The sequence below is a fragment of the Acinetobacter gandensis genome (assembly GCF_001678755.1).
Lineage (GTDB): Bacteria > Pseudomonadota > Gammaproteobacteria > Pseudomonadales > Moraxellaceae > Acinetobacter > Acinetobacter gandensis.
Window position 1 is genome coordinate 61,971 of sequence record NZ_LZDS01000026.1, and the last position, 25,894, is coordinate 87,864.

25 protein-coding genes are annotated in these 25,894 nt (G+C 39.8%); 16 read left to right on the forward strand and 9 right to left on the reverse strand.

Features of this window, described 5'->3' with window-relative positions:
• Nucleotides 1-96: 96 nt before the first annotated feature.
• The gene (locus A9J31_RS10330) at nucleotides 97-414 is read right to left on the reverse strand and encodes a YqfO family protein (protein ID WP_067765218.1); all 318 of its coding nucleotides are present in this window, start codon (nucleotides 412-414) and stop codon (nucleotides 97-99) included.
• Complete coding sequence (locus A9J31_RS10335) at nucleotides 407-1,306, reverse strand: LysR family transcriptional regulator (protein WP_067765221.1); 900 nt, start codon at nucleotides 1,304-1,306, stop codon at nucleotides 407-409. The genes A9J31_RS10330 and A9J31_RS10335 overlap by 8 nt, the downstream gene beginning before the upstream one ends.
• A gap of 165 nt (nucleotides 1,307-1,471) precedes the next feature.
• Between A9J31_RS10335 and A9J31_RS10340 the strand changes: the two genes are divergently transcribed.
• Nucleotides 1,472-3,214, forward strand: coding sequence for an FAD-dependent monooxygenase (locus A9J31_RS10340; protein ID WP_067765224.1), 1,743 nt, complete (start codon nucleotides 1,472-1,474; stop codon nucleotides 3,212-3,214).
• 41 nt (nucleotides 3,215-3,255) lie between these two features.
• Here the strand turns inward: A9J31_RS10340 and A9J31_RS10345 are convergent, their stop codons facing one another.
• From A9J31_RS10345 to A9J31_RS10360, 5 genes are all read right to left on the reverse strand, one after another.
• On the reverse strand, nucleotides 3,256-3,711 hold the full coding sequence (locus tag A9J31_RS10345; RefSeq protein ID WP_067765226.1) for a hypothetical protein: 456 nt from the start codon (nucleotides 3,709-3,711) through the stop codon (nucleotides 3,256-3,258).
• 70 nt (nucleotides 3,712-3,781) lie between these two features.
• The gene (locus A9J31_RS15910) at nucleotides 3,782-3,910 is read right to left on the reverse strand and encodes a KGW motif small protein (RefSeq protein ID WP_252513551.1); all 129 of its coding nucleotides are present in this window, start codon (nucleotides 3,908-3,910) and stop codon (nucleotides 3,782-3,784) included.
• Between the two features lie 275 nt (nucleotides 3,911-4,185).
• Nucleotides 4,186-4,674, reverse strand: a complete 489-nt coding sequence (locus A9J31_RS15885; RefSeq protein WP_245668226.1) for a hypothetical protein — start codon at nucleotides 4,672-4,674, stop codon at nucleotides 4,186-4,188.
• A gap of 162 nt (nucleotides 4,675-4,836) precedes the next feature.
• Nucleotides 4,837-8,673 carry a phosphoribosylformylglycinamidine synthase gene (purL, locus tag A9J31_RS10355; protein ID WP_067765232.1) on the reverse strand — a complete coding sequence of 1,279 codons (3,837 nt, stop codon included), beginning with the start codon at nucleotides 8,671-8,673 and terminating at the stop codon, nucleotides 4,837-4,839.
• Between the two features lie 388 nt (nucleotides 8,674-9,061).
• Nucleotides 9,062-9,952, reverse strand: a complete 891-nt coding sequence (locus tag A9J31_RS10360; RefSeq protein WP_081410319.1) for a M20/M25/M40 family metallo-hydrolase — start codon at nucleotides 9,950-9,952, stop codon at nucleotides 9,062-9,064.
• Nucleotides 9,953-10,310: 358 nt separating this feature from the next.
• Here A9J31_RS10360 and A9J31_RS10365 point away from each other — a divergent pair, with 358 nt between their 5' ends.
• From A9J31_RS10365 to pal, 10 genes are all read left to right on the forward strand, one after another.
• Nucleotides 10,311-11,651: a deoxyguanosinetriphosphate triphosphohydrolase gene (locus tag A9J31_RS10365; RefSeq protein ID WP_067765238.1), complete on the forward strand. Its 1,341-nt coding sequence runs from the start codon at nucleotides 10,311-10,313 to the stop codon at nucleotides 11,649-11,651.
• 110 nt (nucleotides 11,652-11,761) lie between these two features.
• Nucleotides 11,762-12,364, forward strand: a complete 603-nt coding sequence (gene ruvA / locus A9J31_RS10370) for a Holliday junction branch migration protein RuvA (RefSeq protein ID WP_067765241.1) — start codon at nucleotides 11,762-11,764, stop codon at nucleotides 12,362-12,364.
• A gap of 225 nt (nucleotides 12,365-12,589) precedes the next feature.
• A complete protein-coding gene (ruvB, locus tag A9J31_RS10375) occupies nucleotides 12,590-13,597 on the forward strand; it encodes a Holliday junction branch migration DNA helicase RuvB (protein ID WP_067765755.1) in 1,008 nt (335 codons plus the stop codon).
• A gap of 98 nt (nucleotides 13,598-13,695) precedes the next feature.
• Entirely contained in the window at nucleotides 13,696-14,343 is a 648-nt protein-coding gene (locus A9J31_RS10380; RefSeq protein ID WP_150923016.1) for a hypothetical protein, read from the forward strand.
• A gap of 216 nt (nucleotides 14,344-14,559) precedes the next feature.
• Nucleotides 14,560-14,967 carry a tol-pal system-associated acyl-CoA thioesterase gene (ybgC, locus tag A9J31_RS10385; RefSeq protein ID WP_067765246.1) on the forward strand — a complete coding sequence of 136 codons (408 nt, stop codon included), beginning with the start codon at nucleotides 14,560-14,562 and terminating at the stop codon, nucleotides 14,965-14,967.
• A gap of 27 nt (nucleotides 14,968-14,994) precedes the next feature.
• Nucleotides 14,995-15,693, forward strand: a complete 699-nt coding sequence (tolQ, locus tag A9J31_RS10390; RefSeq protein WP_067765248.1) for a protein TolQ — start codon at nucleotides 14,995-14,997, stop codon at nucleotides 15,691-15,693.
• On the forward strand, nucleotides 15,693-16,142 hold the full coding sequence (gene tolR / locus A9J31_RS10395; protein WP_067765250.1) for a protein TolR: 450 nt from the start codon (nucleotides 15,693-15,695) through the stop codon (nucleotides 16,140-16,142). Before tolQ ends, tolR begins: the two co-directional genes overlap by 1 nt.
• Nucleotides 16,143-16,145: 3 nt before the next feature.
• A complete protein-coding gene (tolA, locus tag A9J31_RS10400) occupies nucleotides 16,146-17,369 on the forward strand; it encodes a cell envelope integrity protein TolA (RefSeq protein WP_067765254.1) in 1,224 nt (407 codons plus the stop codon).
• Nucleotides 17,370-17,714: 345 nt separating this feature from the next.
• On the forward strand, nucleotides 17,715-18,998 hold the full coding sequence (gene tolB, locus A9J31_RS10405; RefSeq protein ID WP_171256694.1) for a Tol-Pal system beta propeller repeat protein TolB: 1,284 nt from the start codon (nucleotides 17,715-17,717) through the stop codon (nucleotides 18,996-18,998).
• An 85-nt stretch (nucleotides 18,999-19,083) separates the two neighbouring features.
• Nucleotides 19,084-19,653 carry a peptidoglycan-associated lipoprotein Pal gene (gene pal / locus A9J31_RS10410; protein WP_067765258.1) on the forward strand — a complete coding sequence of 190 codons (570 nt, stop codon included), beginning with the start codon at nucleotides 19,084-19,086 and terminating at the stop codon, nucleotides 19,651-19,653.
• Between the two features lie 76 nt (nucleotides 19,654-19,729).
• Here pal and A9J31_RS10415 read toward each other — a convergent pair whose 3' ends face one another.
• Nucleotides 19,730-19,927 carry an NF038105 family protein gene (locus tag A9J31_RS10415; RefSeq protein WP_067765259.1) on the reverse strand — a complete coding sequence of 66 codons (198 nt, stop codon included), beginning with the start codon at nucleotides 19,925-19,927 and terminating at the stop codon, nucleotides 19,730-19,732.
• Between the two features lie 184 nt (nucleotides 19,928-20,111).
• On the opposite strand from A9J31_RS10415, the gene A9J31_RS10420 reads away from it, so the two are divergent.
• The 5 genes from A9J31_RS10420 to A9J31_RS10440 all read left to right on the forward strand — a co-directional run bounded on the left by A9J31_RS10420 (nucleotide 20,112) and on the right by A9J31_RS10440 (nucleotide 23,404).
• Entirely contained in the window at nucleotides 20,112-21,086 is a 975-nt protein-coding gene (locus tag A9J31_RS10420) for a class 1 fructose-bisphosphatase (RefSeq protein WP_067765260.1), read from the forward strand.
• Between the two features lie 56 nt (nucleotides 21,087-21,142).
• Entirely contained in the window at nucleotides 21,143-21,919 is a 777-nt protein-coding gene (locus A9J31_RS10425; protein WP_067765262.1) for a TrmH family RNA methyltransferase, read from the forward strand.
• A gap of 159 nt (nucleotides 21,920-22,078) precedes the next feature.
• Entirely contained in the window at nucleotides 22,079-22,693 is a 615-nt protein-coding gene (locus tag A9J31_RS10430) for an RNA polymerase sigma factor (RefSeq protein ID WP_067765268.1), read from the forward strand.
• Nucleotides 22,690-23,010, forward strand: a complete 321-nt coding sequence (locus A9J31_RS10435) for a hypothetical protein (RefSeq protein WP_067765271.1) — start codon at nucleotides 22,690-22,692, stop codon at nucleotides 23,008-23,010. Before A9J31_RS10430 ends, A9J31_RS10435 begins: the two co-directional genes overlap by 4 nt.
• Nucleotides 23,000-23,404 carry a DUF3106 domain-containing protein gene (locus A9J31_RS10440; RefSeq protein ID WP_067765275.1) on the forward strand — a complete coding sequence of 135 codons (405 nt, stop codon included), beginning with the start codon at nucleotides 23,000-23,002 and terminating at the stop codon, nucleotides 23,402-23,404. Before A9J31_RS10435 ends, A9J31_RS10440 begins: the two co-directional genes overlap by 11 nt.
• A 72-nt stretch (nucleotides 23,405-23,476) precedes the next feature.
• Here A9J31_RS10440 and A9J31_RS10445 read toward each other — a convergent pair whose 3' ends face one another.
• Complete coding sequence (locus A9J31_RS10445) at nucleotides 23,477-25,894, reverse strand: CSLREA domain-containing protein (protein ID WP_067765277.1); 2,418 nt, start codon at nucleotides 25,892-25,894, stop codon at nucleotides 23,477-23,479.

Consider the following 25,894-nt stretch of genomic DNA (forward strand, 5'->3'; position numbering starts at 1 on the left):
GTTTTGCCTACTTTTCCCGAAAGAAAAGTAGGTCGAACCGAAGGTTATTCCCACAAGTAAATGTGTAATAACAAGACACCGCTACACCCTTATATTTTAGAAAGTTATATTCACCATTTGAATAAACTCAAAAGCAGGCTCCTCATAAGGGTGACTCACCTTTAAAGCTCTCGCGACATGACTCGCTCGATCTTCTGGAACAATAGTTTCCACCCGCCATTCAGGAATACGCTCTAAAGTATCCAACTCACCAATGAATGGACTCGCACCTTTTACCGGCTTAAATTGCCCTGTGCCTAAAACCTGCCATGCACAGTGCTCATAATTACCTATACCACCCGCACCGGCTTCAAATACCGCAAGTTTTGTTGCATCAAGGTGAGATTCTGGAACGTAATAAATCAGTTTAAGCATGTATATTCTCTATCACTGCATGATCTTGCTTTAAAGCATTGCTAATTAAATTCAGTGCAATATTTTTAGAATTTTTTGCAAAACTAGCATATAAGCCAAGCTGCGGCAGCACTATATCTGTTTGAATAATCTTAACCTGAGGACTTAAGAATTTTAATAAATATTCTGGGACAAAACTAAAACCCATCCCCATATTAATTAAATTGAGATGCTGCATAACATTAGTCACCCATAGCATTTGATCATGCCTAAGTTGATGAAATGCAATCAGAGCATTTAACTTTTCATAAAAGACTGGAGAAGCATTTTTCTCACACATAATCACCGTATGATTTTTCAATTCTTGTAATTTTAATGGACGAACTGAGGGATGTAAGCTCTCTAAAGCTACCATATAAATTTGCTCGCTCATCAAATGAATATTTTCATAATCTGAATGCTGTAGTTCATAGCGGGTAAAGGTGATATCCAATTCCGCATTTTTCAGCGCTTGAATTTGCTCTAAGCAGGTCAAACTATGCAGATGAATTTTTATATCAGGAATAGTGCTTTTAAGTTGCGCCAAAATAGTTGGCATCAGTTTAATTTCAGCGACATTTAAAAAGCCGATATGAATTTGATTATTTTTTTGCTGTGCAACTTGTCTCGCCGCAGCGACTGCTAATTTACTACTCTCTAATGCTTGCTGCGCATGAAATTGAAAAGCCTGTCCTTCATCGGTCAAAGTAACTTTACGTGCTGAACGTTCAAATAAAGTTACGCCAACTTCTTGTTCTAAGTCCTTAATTTGTTGGCTAAGCGATGGTTGAGCCGTAAACAGTTTTTCTGCGGCTTTGGTAAAACTTTGCTCTTCAGCAACCGTTAAAAAATAACGTAAATGACGCAGTTCCATCTCAAAACCTATTCACTCGATTCTCTCAATCATCCTTAGTATGTAGAGAAAATTTATATACATCTAGACTTAAAACCAATACATATTTCATTCACTAAACTGCTTACTTAGACTTCAATAAGCACCAGTCAAAGACTGAATTGGACTTAAAAAACGGAGTCAAGTATGACACAAGCGTATGATACCGATGTATTAGTCATTGGTACGGGACCTGCGGGCTCAACTTTGGGCTTAGCTTTGGCAAATTATGCCGTAAAAGTTCAACTTTGTACTCAATTTAATTGGTTAGCCAACAGTCCACGTGCGCATATTACCAATCAGCGTGCTATGGAAGTGTTACGTGATTTAGGTATTGAAAAACAAGTTCTAGAAATTGCTACTCCATGGGAGCAGATGGGTGAAAGTCTCGTAACTACCAGTTTAGTTGGTGAAGAAATTGCACGCCTCAGTGCTTGGGGTACAGGTGATGAACGTCACGGTGATTACATCAAAGGTAGCCCTTGCCCTTTAGTAGATTTAATTCAGCCCAAAATGGAAGCATTATTAGTTAAAAATGCTGCTGAACGTGGCGCAATATATAATTTCAATACTGAATATTTATCCCATGTGCAAGATGAGCATGGTGTAACAGCAACCTTTTTAAATCGTATTACAAATACTGAATTCAGCTTACGTGCCAAATATTTGGTCGGTATGGATGGGGCAAAATCCAAAGTCCTTGAACAGCTTGATTTACCCCTTGAAGGGGTGATGTCTCGCGCAGGTACAGTCTATGTCACGTTTAAAGCTGATCTTTCCAAATATGTGCAACACCGCCCTGCCATTTTGCAATGGATTGTCAATCCTGAAGCCAGCTTTGGTGATCTGGGCATGGGCTTACTCCGTGCCATTACACCGTGGAATGAATGGATCATGGGTTGGGGCTTTGATATTTCCAAAGGTGAACCACAAGTCACCGAAGAACAAGTTCGTGCTCGACTCAATACCTTTGTCGGTGCTGAAGTTGAAGATGTTGAAATTCAAAAATTATCCTATTGGTATGTAAACCAAACATGGGCAACTGAATATTCAAAAGGGCGTGTATTCTGCGGTGGTGATGCGGTACATCGTCATCCACCATCAAGTGGTTTAGGCTCAAATACCTGTATGCAAGATGCTTTTAACCTCGGTTGGAAACTTGCATACGCAGTTAAAGGTTGGTCACTACCATCGCTACTTGATTCATATACGCTTGAACGTGCACCTGTTGGCAAGCAAATTGTCGCGCGTGCCAATCAATCACGCTTTGACTATAAATACATGAAAGATGTTTTCGGCTTTGAACAAGGTGTGACGACGCAAAAACAAATGTTGGAACGAATCTTCGCTGAAAATGAGCAAGGTGCTGAAATTCGTCAAAAACTGTTCCATGCTTTAGAAATTAAAAACTTTGAGTTTAACGCGCAAGGTGTAGAGCTAAATCAGCGTTATACGTCCAATGCAGTGATGGGTGAATCTGAACCTGAAGTATTTGAAAAAGATCAACAACTGTACTTACAAGCGACCACACGTCCAGGTGCTAAAGTACCGCATACATGGTTGATTAATACCAAAGGCCAAAAAATTTCAACTTTAGACATCACAGGCAAAGGTCGTTTTACCTTAATTACGGGCTTGTCTGGCAAAGGCTGGAAGCAAGCTGCCGAAGCTTTGGATTTGCCTTATTTGGATGTGATTCAAGTTGGTTCACGTGAGTATCGTGATGTATATGGTACTTGGAATGCTAAATCTGAAATTCATGAATCAGGTGCAGTTTTGGTTCGTCCAGATGGTTATGTGGCATGGCGATATCAAGACAGTACAAATGCTGCTTTTGATTATGAAAATACGTTAAAGGCTGTGTTAAAACAGATTCAATTGGCTGTTTAATCAATAAAACCACCTTCGGGTGGTTTTATTAATTCAATATTTTAGGATTTTTCTTTCCTACAATGTTGTTGTTTTTCTACACCTTTTTCAGCTTTATCTAACAACAATACTAAATTTTGTGTTCGATGATTTGAACCTTTTGGTACAAAACTATTTTGACTATATCCATTTTTATAAACACAAATCGACCAACTATATTTTGCTGGGAATATATGAATAAATTGCAAACTTTTCTTTGCAGAAAATGTAGCAATTCCGTCCTGTGTTTTTTTAAATGTAGATTCAGTAAAAGACTTGCCTTGCCATGTTGTAAGATTTAAAAATACTTCTGCATCGTCCAACTTTTCATTTTGCTCATTGATAACAGTTATATTAATTTTCGGATGCTTCGTTTTTAAAATAGGAAAGCACCCACTTAGCAATGTTGACGGAAACATAAAGCCTAAAAGTAAAAATATTTTTATATCTTTTAATAATACAAATTGTTTAAAGCTCATTATTAATTTTTGCAGTTTTTTAATTATGCATTAGTTTACATAAAAAACCGCCCCACGGCGGTTTTAAATATTACATCTGCAACGCATAACCCAAAACTAAAAACACTAGCTGTAAACACACAATTACACCAAAAATCTTCCAGCCCTTTTTACGCAATGCTGACTTATCAACTGCCGAATATTCCACTATTTTAATCATGTCATCACCTCATCATGAGTGTTGATACTGAACGCGTTTAGTTATCCATCTTTCTTTTATCTTGCTGTCTTTAATCTTGCATAGTTATTGTGCATAAAATACACACTAGCATGTTTCCACAAATATAAAAGCAAAATCTAAACCAAGTTCAGTATGGGAGACTGCAAAAATTGCAGACACAAAAAACCACCAAATAGGTGGCATAATAATGAGGCATCTTAACCAATGTTTTTAAATTTTTCCATAAGGTAAATTTTAGCAATTGTTTTCAATCGTTATTTATCACAATAATTGTCTCTTGGCATGGTCATAGACGTACCATCTAAGGCTTTAGAAAAAGCCAACTTTTCACGAAAGCGATGTTTGGTATTGCTAGTGACAGCCCCAATGCTTTTCACAACATTCGATGAGACTTGATTCTCGTGCGGAAATACATCGTAGATACAAGAAATCGCACGTGCGACTTCAAAATTTAATCTTCGTACACGAATCATGTCAGTTTTATCCACCAACAATACAGCTTGTGACTGAAAGGCATATTGTTGAACTGCCTTACGTTGTTCAGGCTGATGAAAAGTCCGCATAATATACTCATCTACATCATCACGAATGCCATTTTGATTCAGGTCTGGACCTTTTAAGTCTAGATCACGATTGAGTTTCGGTAACTGCCCTATTTCTTTGGCAGTATCAATCCGATTCAAATTTTCTCGCCACATATACCACTCGCAGCCTGCCAATAAGCCAACAAGAGATAATGTCATCATCTTTATCATTATTTTCTGCATAAGGTAGAGTGTAATAAATGTTATCAGCCATATCTTAATATAAAGTGAAACAGCTCTTCTAAAACGTGAATATTAAAACAAGATAAATTAAAGACATAAAAAAGCCACCCGCAGGTGGCTTTTTAAATCTATGGTCAATTAACCAATAAATTTACGTGCATTACGGAACATACGTAACCAAGCACCGTCTTGATCCCAATCTTCAGGCTTCCAAGAATGCTGAATCGCTCGGAAGTTACGTTCAGGGTGTGGCATCATAATTGTTGCACGGCCATCTTTCGAAGTCACACCAGAAATCGCTTCTGGTGAACCGTTCGGGTTCAATGGGTAGTGCTGTGTTGGATTGCCTTGGCTGTCTACATAACGCAAGATCACTTGATCACCTGCATTCAATGCAGCAATGTTCTCTGCACTAGCAACCACACGGCCTTCACCATGTGCAACAGCGATTGGAAGAATCGAACCTTCCATACCTTCAAGCAATACAGAATTTGATTTTTCTACACGTACGTTTACAGCACGCGCTTCAAACATTTCAGAAGTATTGCGGTGGAAGCGAGGCCAAGCTTCTGCACCCGGAATAAGTGGAGCAAGCTGAGACAGCATTTGACAACCGTTACATATACCTAGAGAGAATGTTTCGTCACGGTTGAAGAATTTCTCAAATTGGTCACGAAGTTTCGGGTTAAACAATACAGATTTCGCCCAGCCGCCGCCTGCGCCCAATACGTCACCGTAAGAGAAACCGCCACACGCTACTAAACCTTCAAAGTCATCAAGACTGATACGACCAGCAAGCAAGTCGCTCATGTGTACGTCTACAGTGTTGAAGCCGACTTTGTCGAATGCAGCAGCCATCTCTACATGACCATTGACACCTTGTTCACGCAGAATCACCATGTTTGGACGGCGTTCATTGATGTACGGTGCTTCGATAGGCTCGTTCAAATCAAATGTTGGTTTTGCAATTAAACCTGCATGTGATTTGTCAGCGATTAACGCATATTCTTGATCCGCAGTTTCTACGTTATCACGCAGACGTTGGATTTGATGTGACACTTCAGTCCATGCTTGCTGTAATTCAGCACGGTCTAAGCTCAAACCATTTACAGTTAAAGTATCTGTATCGTTTACAGTACCTACTACTGCAATTGCATCTTTAATTGATGATGCAGCGACTTCAGCTTCTAATGCAGCCCAATCCGCTTTGCTGATTTGAAGAACTGCACCAATTTCTTCTGCAAATAATGATTCAACGGATTGATCTTCTAAAGCCACACCTAAGCGCGAAGCAAACATCATTTCTGCAACAGTTGCAACCAAGCCACCATCGCCAATGTCGTGATACGCTTTAATTAAGCCACGGTTGTTCCAGTCTTGAACCAATGCAAAGAATGCTTTGAAGTCATCGAAGCTATCTACATCCGGCGTAACCGAACCAATGGCTTTATACACCTGAGCCAAGATCGAACCGCCTAGACGGAACTGACCTTTAGAAAGATCGATACGTACAAGTACAGACTCGATATTTTTAAGTTCAGGTGTCAATGTTTTGCGAACATCCGTCACAGGTGCAAATGCTGTGATCACGCCTGACATTGGTGAAGTGACAGATTTGTCTTCGCCTTCGTCATTCCAAGTGGTACGCATAGACAATGAGTCTTTACCTACTGGAATTGCGATACCTAGTGCAGGACACATTTCCATACCGATGGCTTTTACGCCTTCGAATAATGCTTGGTCTTCACCTTTTTGACCTGCAGCCGCCATCCAGTTTGCCGACAATTTAATATCACTAATCTGGTCGATTTTTGCAGACATGATGTTTGAAATAGATTCAGCAACCGATAAACGCGCTGAGGCAGCAGGATTTAACAACGCAACGGGTGGACGTTCACCCATTGCCATTGCTTCACCTGTGTAACCGACAAGGCTTGTTGTTGTCACTGCAGCATCAGCTACAGGTACTTGCCAACGACCTACAAACTGATCCCGTGCAACCATACCTGTAATAGAACGGTCACCAATAGTAATTAAGAACGATTTAGACGCAACAGTTGGATTTTTCAAAACGCGGTAAATCGCATCTTTAAGATCTGTTACTTTAGCAGCATCAAAATCATCGCCTTTACGTTCAATTGTTTCATATGAACGGCTCATGCGTGGTGTACCACCAAGCATCACTTGCATTGGCATATCCACAGCTTTGTTTTCAAACAATGGATCTTCAACGGTTAAATGGCGCGCTTCAGTCGCTTCACCCAATACCGCAAACGGACAACGCTCACGTGCACAAAGCGATTCGAACAATTCTAAAGAACTTGGACGAATGGCCAGTACATAACGTTCTTGCGCTTCGTTCGACCAAATCTCCATTGGAGACATGCCTTTTTCCAATGATGGAATTTTACGTAGATCGAGTACCGCACCCAATTCGTGGTCATTTACCAGTTCAGGCATTGCATTTGAGATACCGCCCGCACCAACATCATGTACAGATACGATTGGGTTATGGTCTTCCATGCGCCAGCAAGCATCAATCACTTCTTGGCAACGGCGTTCCATTTCTGGGTTTTCACGCTGTACAGATGCGAAGTCTAGGTTTTCACCCAGCTTACCGCTGTCTACAGAAGACGCTGCACCGCCACCTAAGCCGATCAACATTGCAGGACCGCCAAGTACGATTAAAAGATCGCCCGGTTGGATTGCATCTTTTTCTACATGGTCAGGACGGATGTTACCGTAACCACCGGCAATCATAATTGGCTTATGGAAGCCTTTTACATCACCATTTACATTTTGTTCAAATGTACGGAAGTAACCATTTAACGCAGGACGACCAAATTCGTTGTTAAAGGCTGCACCGCCCAATGGGCCTTCAATCATAATTTGAAGTGGAGATGCCATACGAGATGGTTTGCCGTAGTTTTCTTCCCAAGGCTGTTCAAAGCCTGGAATATTCAAGTTAGATACGGTAAAACCTGTTAAGCCTGCTTTTGGCTTACCACCACGACCTGTTGCGCCTTCGTCACGGATTTCACCGCCCGAACCTGTTGCTGCACCAGCAAATGGTGCAATCGCTGTAGGATGGTTATGCGTTTCCACTTTCATCAAGATGTGAGCGGCTTGACTCTTGTATTTATAAACGTGGTGACCTGTTTCAGCGTCTTGTTTTGGATAAAAACGCTGTGTGTCAAAACCAACTATTACAGAAGCGTTGTCTTTATATGCCGACAATACATCTGTAGGTGATTCTTTATAGGTGTTTTTAATCATTTGGAACAATGACAATGGTTGAACTTCACCATCAATTGTCCATTCAGAACCGAAAATTTTGTGACGGCAATGCTCTGAGTTCGCTTGGGCAAACATCATCAATTCGATGTCATGCGGGTTGCGACCCATTTTTGTGAATGCATCGGTTAAATAATCGATTTCTTCATCAGAAAGCGCAAAACCAAATTCAGAGTTAGCTTTCACCAACGCCTCTTTACCTTGACCCAAAATATCAATTGAGTTTAAAGGCTTTGGTTCAGTTTCAGAGAAAAGTGCCGCAGCATCTTCAATAGCATTGAAAACACTTTCGGTCATGCGGTCATGTAATGCTAGTTTTACTTCATCTGAAACAGCATTTACGCCCTTCAAAGTAAACAAAACACCGCGTTCAAGGCGATGAACCGGTGTATTACAGTTGGCAAAAATGTCTGTTGCCTTAGACGACCACGGAGAGATGGTTCCAACACGTGGCGTCACTAAAATTTGGACTTCGTCACTTGCTGCTTGGTGCAATTCAAAAGATTGACCATCGTTGAGAAGCTGTAAAGCGGATTGCTGTTGTTGCTCGTTGAGCGCTTGGTCAAAAAGGTAAACCCATTGACTTTCAATTGATTGAACAGAACTAATTGACGTTAAACGTGATAATAGTTGAGTTTTCTTAAATGAAGAATGTGCAGGTGCACCGGCAACGATAAACATGCTGATTTTGGCTCCACGGGATGATCGAAAAGACCATGCCACAATGTGACTTGAGAGAGCGCATATTCTACTGTGTATTAGTTAAATCAGCTAGATGTGAAAGTGAAATTGTAGTGCTTATATCGGGAAGTTTAGGCAATAATGCTTTTATTTTTAAATAATAAAATTGAATTTAGTCGCACAGATTAACACAAAATTATCTGAATTTTTCATTTCATCCTAAGAATAATATTCAAACTAGAAAAATGTTTTATTTTTCAACAACAACTCACTTTTTAATCAAGCTTTAAAACCATATTTGAAAATGAATTTCAGGTCTAAATGTGTGAGATTTAAACCTGAAATTCATAAAAGACTAAAATCATTTCAAATTTGAAATTGAAACATTTTATTTATTCAAATCTGACAATAGATGTTGAATTACATTAAGGGCTAAGTTCAGTGAGTTTACATCTACACCATCAATCGTATCGCAAGCCTTGTGGTAGCACGGTGCAAATTCGAGTTCATCACCTTTCATTTGCTCATTAAATAAAATTAGTGAAGTAACGGGAACTTTCCCTAAAAATGGCAAAGTATCGCTTGCTGTTAAAGTCGTTACATCATCTTTAATCTGAATATTATTGGTTTTAAAATATTGACGCATTCTTTCTTCTAATGCAGCATCCTGCGGGTGCTTAGGTAATTGGCTCATGCTGTCTAAGATTGGCTGATAATCACTTTGTGCAAGTCCATTGGCTTTAAACTGTGCCGCCATTTCTGCAATTGATGAATGGTCACCATCGGCAATCATGATATTCGGATTCTTTGTTCCCACCATATCAACATTGATATAGGCTTGAATGCCTTGAAGCTGTTTCTCACTGAGTGATTTCACAAAAGCTTGTGAACCTGCAATACCAACCTCTTCCGAATCCCAAAAGGCAAGATATAGTGTGTGTTTAGGTTTTACCTTTTGCTTCGCATAGTCTTGTAATAATGCTAACAATACTGCAACGCCTGAAGCATTATCATTAATCCCAGGCCCCATTTTCACCGAATCATAGTGCGCGCCGACAATCACAGCGGTATCTTTGGATTGCCCTTCAATCTCAATCACAATATTTTGCCCAACGGTCTTTTCTCGATTTTCAAATGGCAACATTTGCGCGTGCAAGCCTGCTTTCTTGGCTTGTTCAAGAATATATTGTGCGGAAGCCAATCCACCTGCTGTACCTACTGCACGATTGCCACCATTTTGTTCAGCAATTTCTTCAAATGTTTGTAAATGATGCATCATGCTATTTTCTGATGCAGCAGCATTTTGGTTTGGCTGCACTTTCGTTATATTTTTTTCTGTATTGAAACTTGTACAACCTGACAAAAAAAAAATGTCACGCCCAAACTTAGTGCAGTCAACGTAGGAAGAAATTGTTTTCTATACATTTAAATTATTCTCATTAAAAATTAAAAAATGGCATAAAAGGTAAAATTTGCCCATCTATACTAACAGCCCATTTTTAAATTTCTGTTTTGTTTTGCATTTCATTAAGGCAAATCACTCATACATCTTTTAAGACAAGTTGTGTCGCCCCAGACTAGTGCTTTTCTGCTAAGTTTGGCATTATTCAATTCAAGTAATAATTGAATAATGATAAATGACTCAAATGCGTTGGCTTGAACTTCTTTCTACAGTTCGTATTGGTAGCAATAAACACAGTTCTGAACAGGCACGTAGCCCTTTTCATAAAGACTATGACCGCATTATATTTTCGCAGAGTTTTCGACAGCTTAATCGCAAGACCCAAGTTCATCCTTTAACTCAACACGATGGTATTCACACCCGACTTACGCATTCACTTGAAGTGTCTTGTATCGGGCGTTCACTCGGCATGTTGGCTGCGGAAAAAATTAAAGATGAATTGCCAATGTGGATTTCGCCTGCCGATGTTGGCGCGATTATTCAAGCCGCTTGTTTAGCACATGATATTGGCAACCCGCCTTTTGGGCATGCTGGTGAATATGCCATTCGCGAATGGTTTGATGATGCATCACATACAGACTTTTTAAAAGATTTAAGCCCAGAAGAAGAAGCCGATGTTCGTCAGTTTGAAGGTAATGCACAAGGCTTACGTTTACTGACTAAAATTGACTATCACCCGAATGATGGTGGTATGCGCCTAACTTACGCAACCTTAGGGGCTTACTTAAAGTACCCATGGCTATCCAAAACCATTGCATCACAAGGAAATACGCCTGCCAGTCAGCGTGCCAAGTTTGGCTGTTACCAAGCCGAAAAAGACATCTTGCAGCAAATTGCAGAACAACTCGGCTTAATTCAACTCGGTGAATATCATTATTGCCGTCATCCTCTGACTTATTTATTAGAAGCAGCGGATGATATGTGCTATGCCCTGATTGATTTGGAAGATGGCATTATTCTCAATATGTTGAGTTATAACGAAGTTGAGCCAATTTTCCTTGACCTGATTGGTGATTATGGTATTCCTGCCGAACTTGCAATGACGGATACCACATGGCAGCAGAAAATTGCCGCTTTGCGTGGCCGTGTGATGAAGCGTTTGGTTGAAGAAGTAACGACAGCTTTTGCACGTCATCATAATGAAATTTTGTCTGGCCAACTTAAAGGCAGTTTATTGCAATATTGCAGTGAAGATATTGAAATCGGGATTAACCGTGCAAAAGAACTGGCTCGTGATAAAATCTTTGAACATCCGCATAAGGCAGGTTTGGAAATTATTGCACACCAAAGTTTGCAAAATATTTTGGATGCCTTTATTCCACTGACCACACCCAATAAAACTTTGAGCTTTAAAGAGCAACGATTGATGTCTATTTTGCATCGTTCAGGAGCACATTTTGGTATGTCGCATTATGACAATATTATGCAAGTACTCGATATCATCTCTAAGTTTTCAGATCATCAAGCCTATAATTTAGCGCAAGAGTTACAAGGGAATAAAGTTGGTTTCTTTTAAAGCTGAAAAAATGTGAAGGCTAGTAATTCGCTGGCCTTCACGCTAATCTCACAACAAATTGAAATTGAGCAAATAGCTCAGACTAAACTGAAATAAAGTGAATAAATGACATGATCGGATGCTTAATTGGCGAAGTGCTAGCATTGGAAGCACCAACAGTATTACTTAATGTAAATGGCGTAGGCTACGAAATTGACACTCCGCTTTCTACATTTTGCCAACTACAAAAAGGTCAAAAAGTTACGCTCTGGACACATCTTGCAGTACGTGAAGATGCACAACTGCTTTATGGTTTTAGTAACCCACAAGAAAAATTAATTTTCCGTACTTTACTTAAAGTAAATGGTGTTGGGCCCAAAATGGCGCTTGGCATTCTTTCAACGTTAAGTGTCGAAATGCTGATTCATACAGTTGAAAATGAAGATGTAAATACTTTAGTCAAAGTACCAGGTGTGGGTAAGAAAACTGCAGAACGCTTGATGATTGAACTTCGTGACCGTTTTAAAGCGATGTCATCTGGCACAGTACCAAGCAATTCAACTTCGGAGCAAATCCAATTTACCGGTAATTCTGCCGTTGCAGAAGCTGAAGCTGCATTACAATCACTGGGCTACAAACCACTAGAAGCACAAAAATTAGTGAATGCTGCCAAAGGTGACTTCACCGAAGCCAGTGATATCATCCGTGCTGCCTTAAAGTCGATGAATAAGTAAATACCTATTAAACGCAAGCCAACACTGGCAATGCTAAAGGCGACATGGATGTCGCCTGTTGAGTTGGGATACACGACGTATCCTCAACTCAACAAAAGATTTTTGTTACTTTTGATCTTTCAAAAGTAAAATAATGCCTACACAATGGTAGCAAAATACAAATCAAGATTTGAGGCTGTGCATGCAGCATCAAAATGCTCAGCTCACGAGATTAGTTTATTCAATATGCAAGACCGTCTTATCAGTGGTTCAGAAAAACCCGAAGATCACTTTGATCGTGCTATCCGCCCTGCCACACTCAAAGACTACATCGGGCAACCCGTTGTCCGCGAACAAATGGAAATTTTCATTGGCGCTGCCCGTGGCCGTGGTGAAGCACTCGATCACACACTTATTTTTGGCCCACCAGGTTTAGGTAAAACGACGCTTGCCAACATCATTGCACATGAAATGGGTGGCAATCTCAAGTCAACCTCTGGCCCAGTACTTGAGCGTGCCGGCGACTTGGCAGCCATGCTGACTAACCTTGAAGAAGGTGACGTACTGTTTATTGACGAAATTCATCGTCTTTCACCTGTGATTGAAGAAATTTTATATCCAGCCATGGAAGACTATCAGTTGGATATCATGATTGGTGAAGGACCAGCTGCCCGTTCTATCAAGCTCGACTTACCTGCATTTACATTAGTTGCAGCAACCACACGTGCGGGACTACTCACCTCACCTTTACGTGATCGTTTCGGGATTGTGCAACGTTTAGAGTTCTATTCCGTAAAAGATCTGACTCATATTGTGACTCGTTCAGCAAACTTAATGGATGTACCGATTACTGAAGATGGCGCACTGGAAGTTGCACGTCGTGCACGTGGTACGCCACGTATTGCCAACCGTTTATTACGCCGTGTTCGAGATTATGCCCAAGTCAAAGGTACAGGCGAAGTGACCCAAGAAATGGCGCAACGTGCTTTAGATATGTTGAATGTCGATAAAGATGGTTTAGACACTTTAGACCGTCGTTATCTTTCAATGTTATTGGAACGTTTTGACGGCGGCCCTGCAGGTGTTGAAGCTTTGGCTGCAGCTATGGCTGAAGATTCAGGCACATTAGAAGATGTGATCGAGCCCTACCTCATTCAGCAAGGCTATGTCATGCGTACTGCACGTGGACGTATTGCCACCAACATGGCGTATTTACAGTTTGGGATGACACCACCAGAGCCGAAAGATAAGTAAACGATAATTCACTGAACGACTTCAGGGAGTTAAATGCTCCCTGCATATTTATTTAAATTTTTAAAATAAATTCAATCCACTACAAACAATAAACTAAAATGATAAATCTTGAGAATAGAATAATTAACAAAATTAATAGCGATTACATTCAAAACCTACCATTAGATAGTGCCATTGAACACATTCCCAGAGAACAACCTATCAGTTCATTTAGCCCAAAACAAATGAGTGATTTTGAAAGCTTATTCCACACAGAATACAATTATTTTATCACTGTCGAATGTGAAAACATTCTTAGCAAAGAAACCATAGAAGTAAGTGAAGATAATATCTTAACTATTAAACAATCGCCTTCTGCATATCGTATAAAAAACCTGAGCTTCAACTATACTTCTGCCCTCATTTTTATTGGGACGTACTATCACGACGACGTACAAGCTTTGGTCAAGGAAAACTTTAAGCCAGCAAAAATTAATACGTTGTATTTCAGCTTCTCATTCTTTGCTTTAGTCATACTCGTTTATGTGTTTTTCTGGATAGATCTACCTAATAAACTTTTACTCATGTTAGTTATTGGCCTTGGCTTTTGCTGCTTAACGTATATGTATGAATCTTTAAAAGCATTACTTCCAAAGCAACAGAAAAAGAAAATGGAAGAAACTCACTTTCATATTGCAGGATATTTAGCAGCTCAACTACAAGATTTTGTCGATGCAAAATTTAAATTAGATGAACAAACAAATTAAAAGCAGTCTCTTTTTTAATCAATAATTACAACTACGAAAGTTAAAGATTTACGTGAGTTGAAACCTTGTGCCATTGGACTGATGACTCACGGTGCTAAACTGCCCGTCATTGAAGCACTTGACGAATCATTGAATTATCGCCATTTTTAAATGCTCTAATTCTTTGCTGAAGTGCAGACCAATATTTTTCAGATTTTATAAAGACGGAACACTCTCATGGCGAATAAATTCGAATTCAACATTCGTGTATATATTGAAGATACAGATGCAGGTGGCATTGTTTACCACGCAAATCATATTCGCTTTATGGAACGTACCCGCACAGAATGGCTACGCGCTTCAGGTGTAGACCATTATTGGCATCAAAAAGATTACAACTTTGTCGTTCATAAAATAAATGTGAAATATTCACGTCCTATATTAATGGATGACCTGATTACTGTTACAGCAAGTGTAGTTTCGTGTAAGGCTACGTCATTTGTGTTGCAACAAAATATTTATCGTGGTGATATTATGCTGGCATCAGGTGAGGTAGAATTGGCATGTATCAGTGCAGAGATGAGACCCCGTCGCCTTCCTGATGAAATACGTGAACTGATTCTGAAAGAATTGGAACAAGATTAAAAAAATTATTTGGCACATGTAGTAACTATGGCAACTCAACTAGAATCAACACTCAAAGTTTCAGACCTCATCTTACAAGCAAGTCCTATCGTACAACTGGTAATGCTCCTGCTGCTCTTAGCGTCGTTATTCAGTTGGTATCTGATTGCCAAGTTACACATGAGTTATAAAAAAGCGCAGGCCGATGATGAACATTTCCAAAAAATCTTTTGGTCTGGCGCCGAACTCAACACTTTATACAACAATGCCCAACTCAACTCGAAACGTGTTGGCCTTGAAGATATCTTCTATCAAGGTATGGGCGAATTTTTCAAACTAAAAAAACGCAGTGCGACATCAGAACAGTCAATTGAAGGCACTGAACGTATTTTACGTGTGGGTTTAAGCCGTGATCAAGGTCATCTTGAAAATGGTCTAGGTGCCCTTGCCAGCATTGGTTCAGTTGCACCTTATGTCGGTTTATTCGGTACCGTTTGGGGCATTATGAATGCTTTTATCGGCTTGGCTGATGTTGACCAAGTTACACTTGCAACGGTTGCGCCAGGTATTGCTGAAGCTCTGATTGCGACTGCCATCGGTCTATTTGCTGCAATTCCTGCGGTATTAGCCTTTAACCATTTTACAGCCAAAGGCGAAGCCGTTTATAACGATCGTGCGCTGTTTGCCGAAGAAATGGTTGCGTTATTACAACGTCAGTCTGTAGGTTCAACTCAGGACAATGACTAATGGCTATTCAACGTTCTGGACGCTTTGAGCGCATTAAAAAACCTTTAAAAAGTGACATGAACGTCGTACCTTATATTGATGTCATGTTAGTTCTTTTGGTGATTTTTATGGTGACCGCACCAATGATCACCACTGGTGTCAAGGTCGACTTGCCACAGGCAAATGGCACGCCTATGCAAGCGGAAGATCGCCCTGCGATTGTTACACTTAAGGCGGATGGCACGATCACTCTCAAAGATAAAAATCATCAAGATGATGTACTCACACTCGATGAACTAAAATCTGTTTTAACGGCTTCGCAAAATGAAGCGAACGAACAGAAAAAGCAAATGAGTGTGCTCATTAACGGCAGTGAATCTCGTCCCTATGGTGAAGTCATGAAGCTCATGTCAGCACTTCAAGATGCAGGTTTAACACAAGTAGGTTTACTGACTGAGCCATTAAAATAATTTATGAAAGATTTCAAAAAGCCGCCTTTTAAACAAAAAGCCGTTGCGATTGGTTTCACACTAGGTGTGCATGTCGTCGCTGTGGTTGGCTTACTTTATCTTGGCATGAGTAAACCACCTGAGCCTCCTAAAAAAATAACCACTGTTTTGGTAAAACCGGAAGATTTAAAACCTGTAACACGTGAAGTCACTGAGTTTGATGAAACCGCACATGAAAATGTAACTGAACAAATCACGCAAACAGTAGAACCTAGCGTTGAACCTGCACCTGAAGTTCCAACATCTGCTCCACCAAAGCCGACTGAAACACCTAAAGCGGATCCACAGATTGCAGCACAACAAGCACTTGCCGCAGCAAAAGCACAGCAGCTTGCTGAACAAAAAGCTGCGGACAATGCTAAACGCGCTCAAGAAAAGGCTAAAGCTGCTGAAGCGGCTAAATTAAAAGCTCAACAAGATGCCAAAGTAGATGCGGCTAAAGCAAAAGCAGATGCCACAGCGAAAGCCAATGCCGACGCAGCAAAACGTAAAGCAGATACTGATGCCAAAGCCAAGGCTGAAAAAATCCGTGCAGATGCGTTAAGAAAAGCAGAAGCTGACAAAGTCAAAGCTGCAGCAATGGCAAAAGCCAATGCTGATGCAAAAGCTAAGGCCAATGCAGACGCAGCAAAACGTAAAGCGGATGCAGATGCGAAAGCCAAGGCCAATGCGGAAGCTGCAAAACGTAAAGCAGACGCTGATGCGAAAGCTAAAGCCAATGCAGATGCGGCGAAACGTAAAGCAGACGCCGATGCAAAAGCTAAAGCCAATGCGGAAGCTGCAAAACGTAAAGCAGACGCCGATGCAAAGGCTAAAGCCGATGCCGAAGCACGCGAACGTGCAGCCGAAGAAGCCAAAGCTTCATCAGCTAAAAAAGCAGCTGAAGAAGCCGCACAGAAAAAGGCTGAAGCGAAGAAGATTGCATCTACTGCAAAGAAAGATTTTGAAAATAAAATCCGTCGTGCATGGGACACACCTTCTGACTCTGCGGGTAAATCGGCAACTGCTCGGGTGACATTATCAGAAAGTGGTTCAGTCCGATCAGTAATCGTAAACTCGAGTGATCCGGACATGAAAGCCAGTATTGAAGCGGCGGTTCGTGCTGCAGCACCGTACCCAATGCCAAGCGACCCTGATGCTAGACGTGAAGCACAAAGCTTTACCTCTACATTTAGATCTTCAAATTAACTTTGATAAATCCCTGCATTGATTGCGGGGATTTTTTTATATTTCTTCTGAATATGGCAAACTTTGGAAAATTCATTCTAATCAAGAGCTACATATTTCTTCTAAATATTTGATTCAAAAATTAAATTTCAACTATATAGAATTATCATTTCCAGTTCAAAATGTGATGTTGTCTGCACCACTTTTAAGATAAACTTCAGTGAACTCGAATAAAATCTCTGCATTTTTCACAGTGTTATAACAGTTCAGTCATATTTTCATGCTTTTAATAATCCAAAATCATGCCATTATGTGACACAACCAAATACAGACAATAACTCACATTTTTAGAGTAGTTAGCGAATGATGGAAATGACGCGTAAACATCTTCTTTGCTTAGCAATTATGACCGCTTTGAGTCCAGTTTTAGTCACTCAAACACATGCACAGCTTCATCTTGAAATCACTAAGGCGCCTGAAGCAGCGCCTAAAATTGCTATTGTCCCTTTTAGCAATGACACAAATATTTATCCTGTAGTTGAAAGCGATTTGAATCGTTCAGGAAAATTTACCAGTGCGTCTAAGAACTTAGCTGCAACTGCAGGGATGAATTCTCCAAATGCAGAAGCTTGGCAGGCGGCAGGTGTTCCCTATGTTGTAACAGGAACATCAAAAACAACAGCTGACGGTTCATATGAAATTCACTATCAACTATACGATGTCGAAAAAAAGCAATACTTATTAAATGAACTATTGACAGTTCCAGCTTCACGTTCACGTCAAGCAGCGCATATGATCAGTGATGCGATTTATCAAGCTTTAACAGGTATTCCTGGTGACTTCAGTGGTCGTATCGCTTATGTTCTGCGTAATGCAGCAACTCCAGATCAACGCTATACCCTACAAATTGCCGACACAGATGGGGAGCAGCCACGCACCATTTTAACTTCACGTGATCCAATCCTTTCCCCTGCTTGGACACCTGATGCTAAAAAACTGGCTTATGTATCATTTGAAACCAAACGTCCTGCGATTTACATTCAAGACTTAGCAACTGGTAGCCGTGAAAAAGTGGCAAGCTTCCGTGGTTTAAATGGTGCTCCAAGCTTCTCTCCCGATGGTAAAAGCATGTTGTTCACTGCATCTATGCATGGCAACCCTGAAATTTACCAAATGGATTTACAAAGCCGTCAGCTAAAACGGATGACCAATGATACTGCCATCGATACAGAAGCGCGTTATGCACCAGATGGCAAATCATTTATCTTTACTTCTGACCGTGGTGGCTCTCCACAAATTTATACCTACAACTTAAGTGCTGAAAGTGTAAAACGTTTGACTTTCCGTGGTGCATTTAATGCCCGTGGCACTTTAAGTGCTGATGGTAAAAAATTAGCTTTAGTGCATCGTCCAAGTGGCAGTAACTATAAAGTTGCCGTACAAGACATTAACTCAGGTGTGACCAATATTTTGACGCCTACGAGTTTGGATGAATCTCCAAGCTTCTCGCCAAATGGTCAAATGGTGGTGTATGCAACACGTGAAGCGAACCGCGGCTTATTGTCAATTATGTCTTTAGATGGACGCTTCCGCATGAACTTACCAAGTGAACAAGGCGAAGTTCGTGAACCTGCTTGGGCACCAAAGTAAAATAACTGAATTGATAATTTTTTATTCAGCATTTAGCTCATAAATTTTTTATTAAACATCATAATGAATCGTCATGGAGATGAAAATGAACGCAGTAAAATTATTTGCTCTTCCTGTTTTAGCCACTGCCTTGGTCATGACAGGTTGCGCAAGCCGCAAACCTGCAGCAGATATTCAAGCAGGACAAAATCCGTCTAGCTCTACCACTGTAAATACTACAGGCCTAAGTGAAGATGCAGCGCTTAATGCACAAAACCTTGCAGGTGCCTCATCAAAAGGTGTAACTGAAGCTAATAAAGCGTATTTAGCAAAGCGCGTCGTACACTTCGATTACGACAGTTCTGAACTCAGCAATGAAGATCTTCAAACACTGCAAGCGCACGCACAGTTCCTTGTAGCGAATGCTAATTCACGTGTTGCTTTAACAGGTCATACCGATGAACGTGGCACACGTGAATACAACATGGCGTTGGGTGAACGTCGTGCTAAAGCGGTTGAAAGCTTTTTAGTAACAACAGGTGTTAATCCAAACCAACTTGAAGCTGTAAGTTATGGTAAAGAGATGCCAATCAATGCGGGTCATGATGAAAATGCATGGAAAGAAAACCGCCGTGTAGAAATTAACTACGAAGCTGTTCCACCACTATTGAAATAAGTTTATTTTCAGGATGGTAGACCTAGCAATAAAAAAGCACTCAAATTGAGTGCTTTTTTATACAAAACCCAGTCCATTAGGCTTCTGTTTTTACCGATTCAGAATTTTCTTTTTCAGCGTGCATAGATTCAATCAAATCATGCTTATTGAACTTTTTATATTCTGCCTTCGACTCATAGCCACTCCACGCAGCTTTCACAGTATCTGCAGAAATATTGTCTAAATTCAATCCTTCAGTTGCGGTTGGAGTCGCATCAAATTTTTGTGTGGTCATTGTTGTGCTCCCTGTCATTGGATTTTTATACCTCCTTCAACATAGCATGTTCAACCAGACTTGCAAGGGTAAAATGAAGGCAAATAGTCGAGTATGATTTTTCTTTTGCGTCGTTCTCATCTAAAATGTTGCACAATCACGTTTTTATCATTTTTGATAAATCAATATTTGGAGTTTTCCTGTCATGTCAAATCTCACCCTTTCCCAATTTTTACAACAACAAAGTGGTAATCTAACTCCTGCATTAGCACAAGTTATTGAAACAATTGGTAATACTTGCAAAGACATCGACCTTCTTTTACAAAAAGGTGCTTTGGCTGGCGTATTGGGTAGCGCGCAACACGAAAACGTTCAAGGTGAAGAACAAAAGAAACTCGACGTTATCTCTAACGACTATTTAATCGATGCTTTAAAAGTTCACCCACATGTAGGGGGTTTGGCTTCTGAAGAATTAGATGAATTCACACCAGCGCAAGAAAATGGTGAATTCTTAGTATTATTTGACCCGCTTGATGGTTCAAGCAATATCGATATCAACATGTGTGTAGGTACAATTTTCTCAATTCTTCCAGCTAAAAATGCTGTAACACAAGCAGAAGACTTCATGCAAGCTGGTGTTAACCAAGCTGCAGCAGGTTATGTGCTCTATGGCCCATCAACTATGATGGCACTAACTGTTGGCGCTGGCGTTGTATTCTTTACATTTGACCCAGAAAGCAAAGAATTCTTATTAACAAAAGATGCAATTGCAGTTGCTGCTGACACCAAAGAATATGCCATCAATGCTTCGAACCAACGCCATTGGGAAGAGCCTGTTAAACGCTATGTAGACGAACTTCTTGCAGGTAAAACTGGTCCACGTGAAAAAGACTTCAACATGCGTTGGGTTGCGTGCATGGTGGGTGATATTCACCGTATTCTTTGCCGTAGCGGTATCTTCATGTATCCATACGACTTTAAAGATCCGAAAAAAGCAGGTCGCCTACGTTTAATGTACGAAGCAAACCCAATGAGTATGCTTATGGAACAAGCTGGTGGTGCTTCTACTACAGGTCGTGTACGCATTCTTGACATCCAACCAACTGAACTTCATCAACGTGTACCAGTGATTATTGGTTCTAAAAATGAAGTTGATTTAGTCACCTCTTATCATAACTAATATTTACCCTTTTAACGAAAGTCAGTTATTCAGCTGACTTTCGTGGATATTTTCCCATGGCCCTGATTTATCTCGAATCAAAAGACAATCCTAAAATTAAGCATCTGCGTGGCTTAATCGACCAAAATGCCTATCGTAAAAAACAAGGTCAAACTGTTTTAGAAGGCACCCATTTGGTTCTCTCTTGGTTAGATGCAAAACGACCAATTAAATCTATTTTCACCACTGAAAGTGCGATTAATCACGCCGATTTTGACCTAATTGCTGAAAAATATTTAGGTACAGTGTTTATTCTAAGTGAATCACTTTATAAAGATATCAGTACATTAGGTACTTCAATTGCTTGCCTAGCGATTGTTGACTTACCCAACTCAAGTGAAGCGCTCAACTTTACTGAAGACACCTTAATTTTAGACAATATTCAAGATCCTGGTAACGTAGGTACTTTGCTCCGCTCTGCGGCTGCAGCGGGTATTGAACAAATTGTATGTACTAAAGGTTCAGCATCGCTTTGGTCTCCACGTGTTTTACGTGCAGGCATGGGCGCGCACTTCTCAGTACATACTTATGAAAATATCGTCCTTGAAGATATTTTGCCAAAGTTCAAAATTCCTGTTTATGCTACCAGCTCACATCAGTCTGAAAACCTATATTCAAAAAATTTACGCCAGCAATGTGTATGGATTTTAGGTAATGAAGGCCAGGGTGTGTCTGAATATGCATTAAAACATGCGGAAGCAGTTGCCATTCCCCAACCTGGTGGACAAGAATCACTTAACGTCGCAATTGCCGGTTCAATCTGCTTTTTTGAGATGGTTCGCCAACGTCAGTAAAATCGTTACTTTATTTTATTAAGACGCGACCATTCAAAAAAATAGATTACACTAGAAAAATAATAATTCTTTTTGTCAACCTAACCATTATTTCCAACGTTATTTAAGTATGAATATGGAAATAATGGTGGGTGTCCAATGACAGGATTTTCCATCCCTATGGATTTAGCACCCAAACAGTCCGAGACCCAAAATAGTAGTGTTCTGAAGAGCACAGCTGAATCTCGCCTGAAAAACTTCATGAATGAAGTAACGGGACGTGCTTTAGTAATGATGGAAAGTGCAACACACGGACAACATGGCATTGCTATGGATTTAGTCCAAGAAGCATTTATATCATTGCATAAAGCCTATGCTGACAAATCTACAGATGAATGGTATCCCCTGTTTTACACCATTTTAAATAATAAATTGCAGGATTGGCGTCGTAAAGAGGCTCGCCGTTCTCAACCATTTTCTTTATTCAGAAAAGTTAGTCTTGATGACGATGATGTTGAATTGCAAGATGTTGTTGATGAATCAACGCCTAATCCATTCGACTTCTTAGATCAAGCAGTTACTGCAGATGAAATACAAAATGCCATTGCAGAGCTTCCTGTTCGCCAGCAACAAGCATTTATGTTGCGAGCTTGGGAAGGTTTCGATACGCATACCACTGCAGAAATTATGAATTGTTCCGAAGGCAGTGTGAAAACACATTACCACCGTGCCATTCAAGGCTTACGTACCGCTTTGGCACATTTGAATCCACATATGGGAGGATCATCCGAATGAAACAAGATGATTTCTTAAAGCAAGTAACTTCCAAGCTTGATGGACTCGCACAGCATCACAAAGACAAAGCCAATGTCATGAATAACGTGCTTGAAGAAATTCACCAGCATGAAACTTCTCGCTACGGCTTTTGGAAAATGTCAGGCTTTGCGTTAGCCGCTGCAATCGCTGGTTTTGTTGTATTACCGAATGCAACTATTTTAGATGAGAAACCACAAAATCAAGTGATTTCAACCCCAAAACTCTCACCTCAAATGGTGGAAGATCTTGAAATGTTAATGGTTCTGGGTGAGGACAAAGTTCCACATGGCAGCTAAAAAAATCGCAATTGCATTTTGTGCATTCAGTTTTTTGCAAACAAGTTTTGCAGGCTTTGATCGTTTTTGGATTTTCTCTAAAGACGCGGATACTCAAGTCAATGAAACTTGGGATGCATTATCTGATGTTGAGCAACAAGCACTCATAAAAAAATACCAAACTTTGAAAGAAATTCCTGCTGCACAAAGCGTTAGCTTACAGCAACGTATGGATTGGTTTACTCAACTTCCTGATGCAGAAAAACAGCGCATGCGAGAAACATGGCAAAAAATGAGTACGTTAGAGCGTAAAGAATTAGCCACACGTATGCAAAGTGCAGCTCCAGATGAACGCTCAGCTATTCGTGATGAGTATATTAATAAATACTTGCAACCCGCTATTACAGTGCATTAAGTTAGACACTTTTTTAATATGTTTGCCAATAAAAAACCCTCTGTGAGAGGGTTTTTTTATTGCTATTGAATTCTAGTTCATTCGACGACGATAGACTACTAAACCAAACAAACTGATTAAACCTAATATTCCAAAAGATCCACCACCACTCGATGAGGTATTGGTGTTTTTAGCTGTATTTTTCAAAGTTAAAATACCAAAATTGGATTTTGCTCCCTCGGAATCAAATACCGAATATTTGACAGGGTAATCAAATTGGCTCAGATTATTTTTCACACTAAAAGAAAGCTTTCCACCATAGCAGGTCTCTTTGACATAACTCCCTGGACACTGTCCACTGCGTTCAGCTGTAAAATTCAGGCCCGCAGGAATGCTATCTAAATGAATCGGCAAATCTAATCCATTAACATCTTTATTCCACAATGCTTTGCCTGAAGGGAGTGTAGCTAATGGACCATCTCCCTCCTCACTGGCATTCAGCATTAAGTTATCAATGTTCAAAGTCAAATTACTTGATGGATCAATTGAATAAGTTTTGCTTTCAACAATTGGTTCAATATTTTTAAATACAGCTTTTAGAATTCCTGAAGAACTATTTGATGTATTGGTTTTTTCGGTCAAAGTATATTGGCAAAATGCGAAATCTGTTGCATCCGTTACATCTCCACCCGCTCTATAAATCACAACTTTATGAAGTTTAGCATCCCATTCACATTTCAAATCATCTAGATCACCACCAACTACCGATGCCTGGCCTGATGCGATTGTAATTTCTGAACCAATTCCCAGCGGTTTTGCACTTACCGTATAATTATCTGCATTTAACTTCTGTAATTGTCTTGATTGGGTGCCAATCACAGTTACTTCTTGAGGTAGCGATTTTTCAAAAGGATTAAAATAAATTGCCCGATATTTTAAATTGTTTTTCAATGCAGCTAGTTCAGCTTCTTTGACCGATAAGTCTTCTTGATTCGCAATTTTATATTCTTTATATACGGGATCATTAATATCTGCTTTAAGTCCATCAATTTCATCTTGATAACCTTTTACTAAGACCTTTATCGATGAATTTGTTAACTCCTCAACATCGGCTGCCGTAAGATCCATGGACTCTACAGAACCAATTTCACAACTATTGCGAGAATCTGGATTAAGTTGCAAAGTCCCATCTGTAATACGAACCAGCCCTCTTTGATCATTTTCCGAACAATTACTAAGACCAGTATTCATTAGGCTTGTAGCTAAATTCGTCTTCAGTGGATAATACAAAGGTAAATATAGGTTATATTCAGATGTTTCCTGTAAAGGTGTGAGATAAGTCGATATCGCATTATTTTTTACATCAATATTCTTTATAGAGCTATTGGTGCTAGTCAAAACACTTTCAGGTAAATCACATAATGCTTCTGTTAACTCAAAAGCATTACCTGTCGCGTAAAATATTTGGGTTTTATCAGGTACTGTATTATTCAGATATCGACAAGATTTACCGGTTTTATTAAATGCTAAGACATTAAAAGCCAATGATTTAGAACCATTTTTATCATAGTAATAAGTACTGTAGGCATCATTTTCAACAATGGTGTTACTGGTAAAGCTGAATAAAGATGCAGCACTTAGACGCTCAACACTATTGTTTACCGTATTATCAATCGCTTTGATAATACTACCTGTTGTTGCACTTGCCCTATTTTTTGCTATGGTATTTGCCATCAGTACTGAAGTAACTTGGCCACAGTAATCAAATATACTTTGACTATTCGCTGAACCATTTTCAATAAAGCTACTTTGGGTGAAACTAATATTAGGCTTACTATCACCAAAATTACCCACACAATCCATTGCCAAGACACTACCTTTAGGTGCCTGATTTGACTGCACTAATGTACTCACTAAATCTACATTTTTTTCGGTGTTTAACGTAGAGGCATAAATTGCACCACCTGCAATATCCGCCTTAGAGTTATCAATAATGCCGTTACTAAGCACAAAACTTCCGCCGACATTTACAGCTCCCCCTCGGGTATTAGAATATCCATTAGTTAAACGAACACTTTGCATCACAACATTTGCTTCAGTTTTGCCCGTATTTAAAATACGGGATTTTCCTTGGGCATTAATTGTGGTTTTGATTGCTTCGTATGCAGGGTAATTTCCTGTTAATTTATTTTTAACATCAAAATTCCAGCGACTTTTGCCTTGAATCGTAATTTGTGTCTCTGGAACTAATTCACCTAAACTGAGTTTGTATTCACCAGCTTCAAGTTGAATAATGTCGTTTTGTCCATTTGCTGTATTGCCAGCTTTACATCCACCAAATGCGGCATTTTTTCTTGCTGTCTCTATCGCTTCACGCAATGAACAATTATTTGCATTTTCACCATTTTCATCATCAAAAGTATTTACATATATGATTTTATCGTCAGCAGCCATAAGTGACATGGCTGCAAGCACCATGGCAGCTAATAATCCTTTTTTATAATTTTTCAT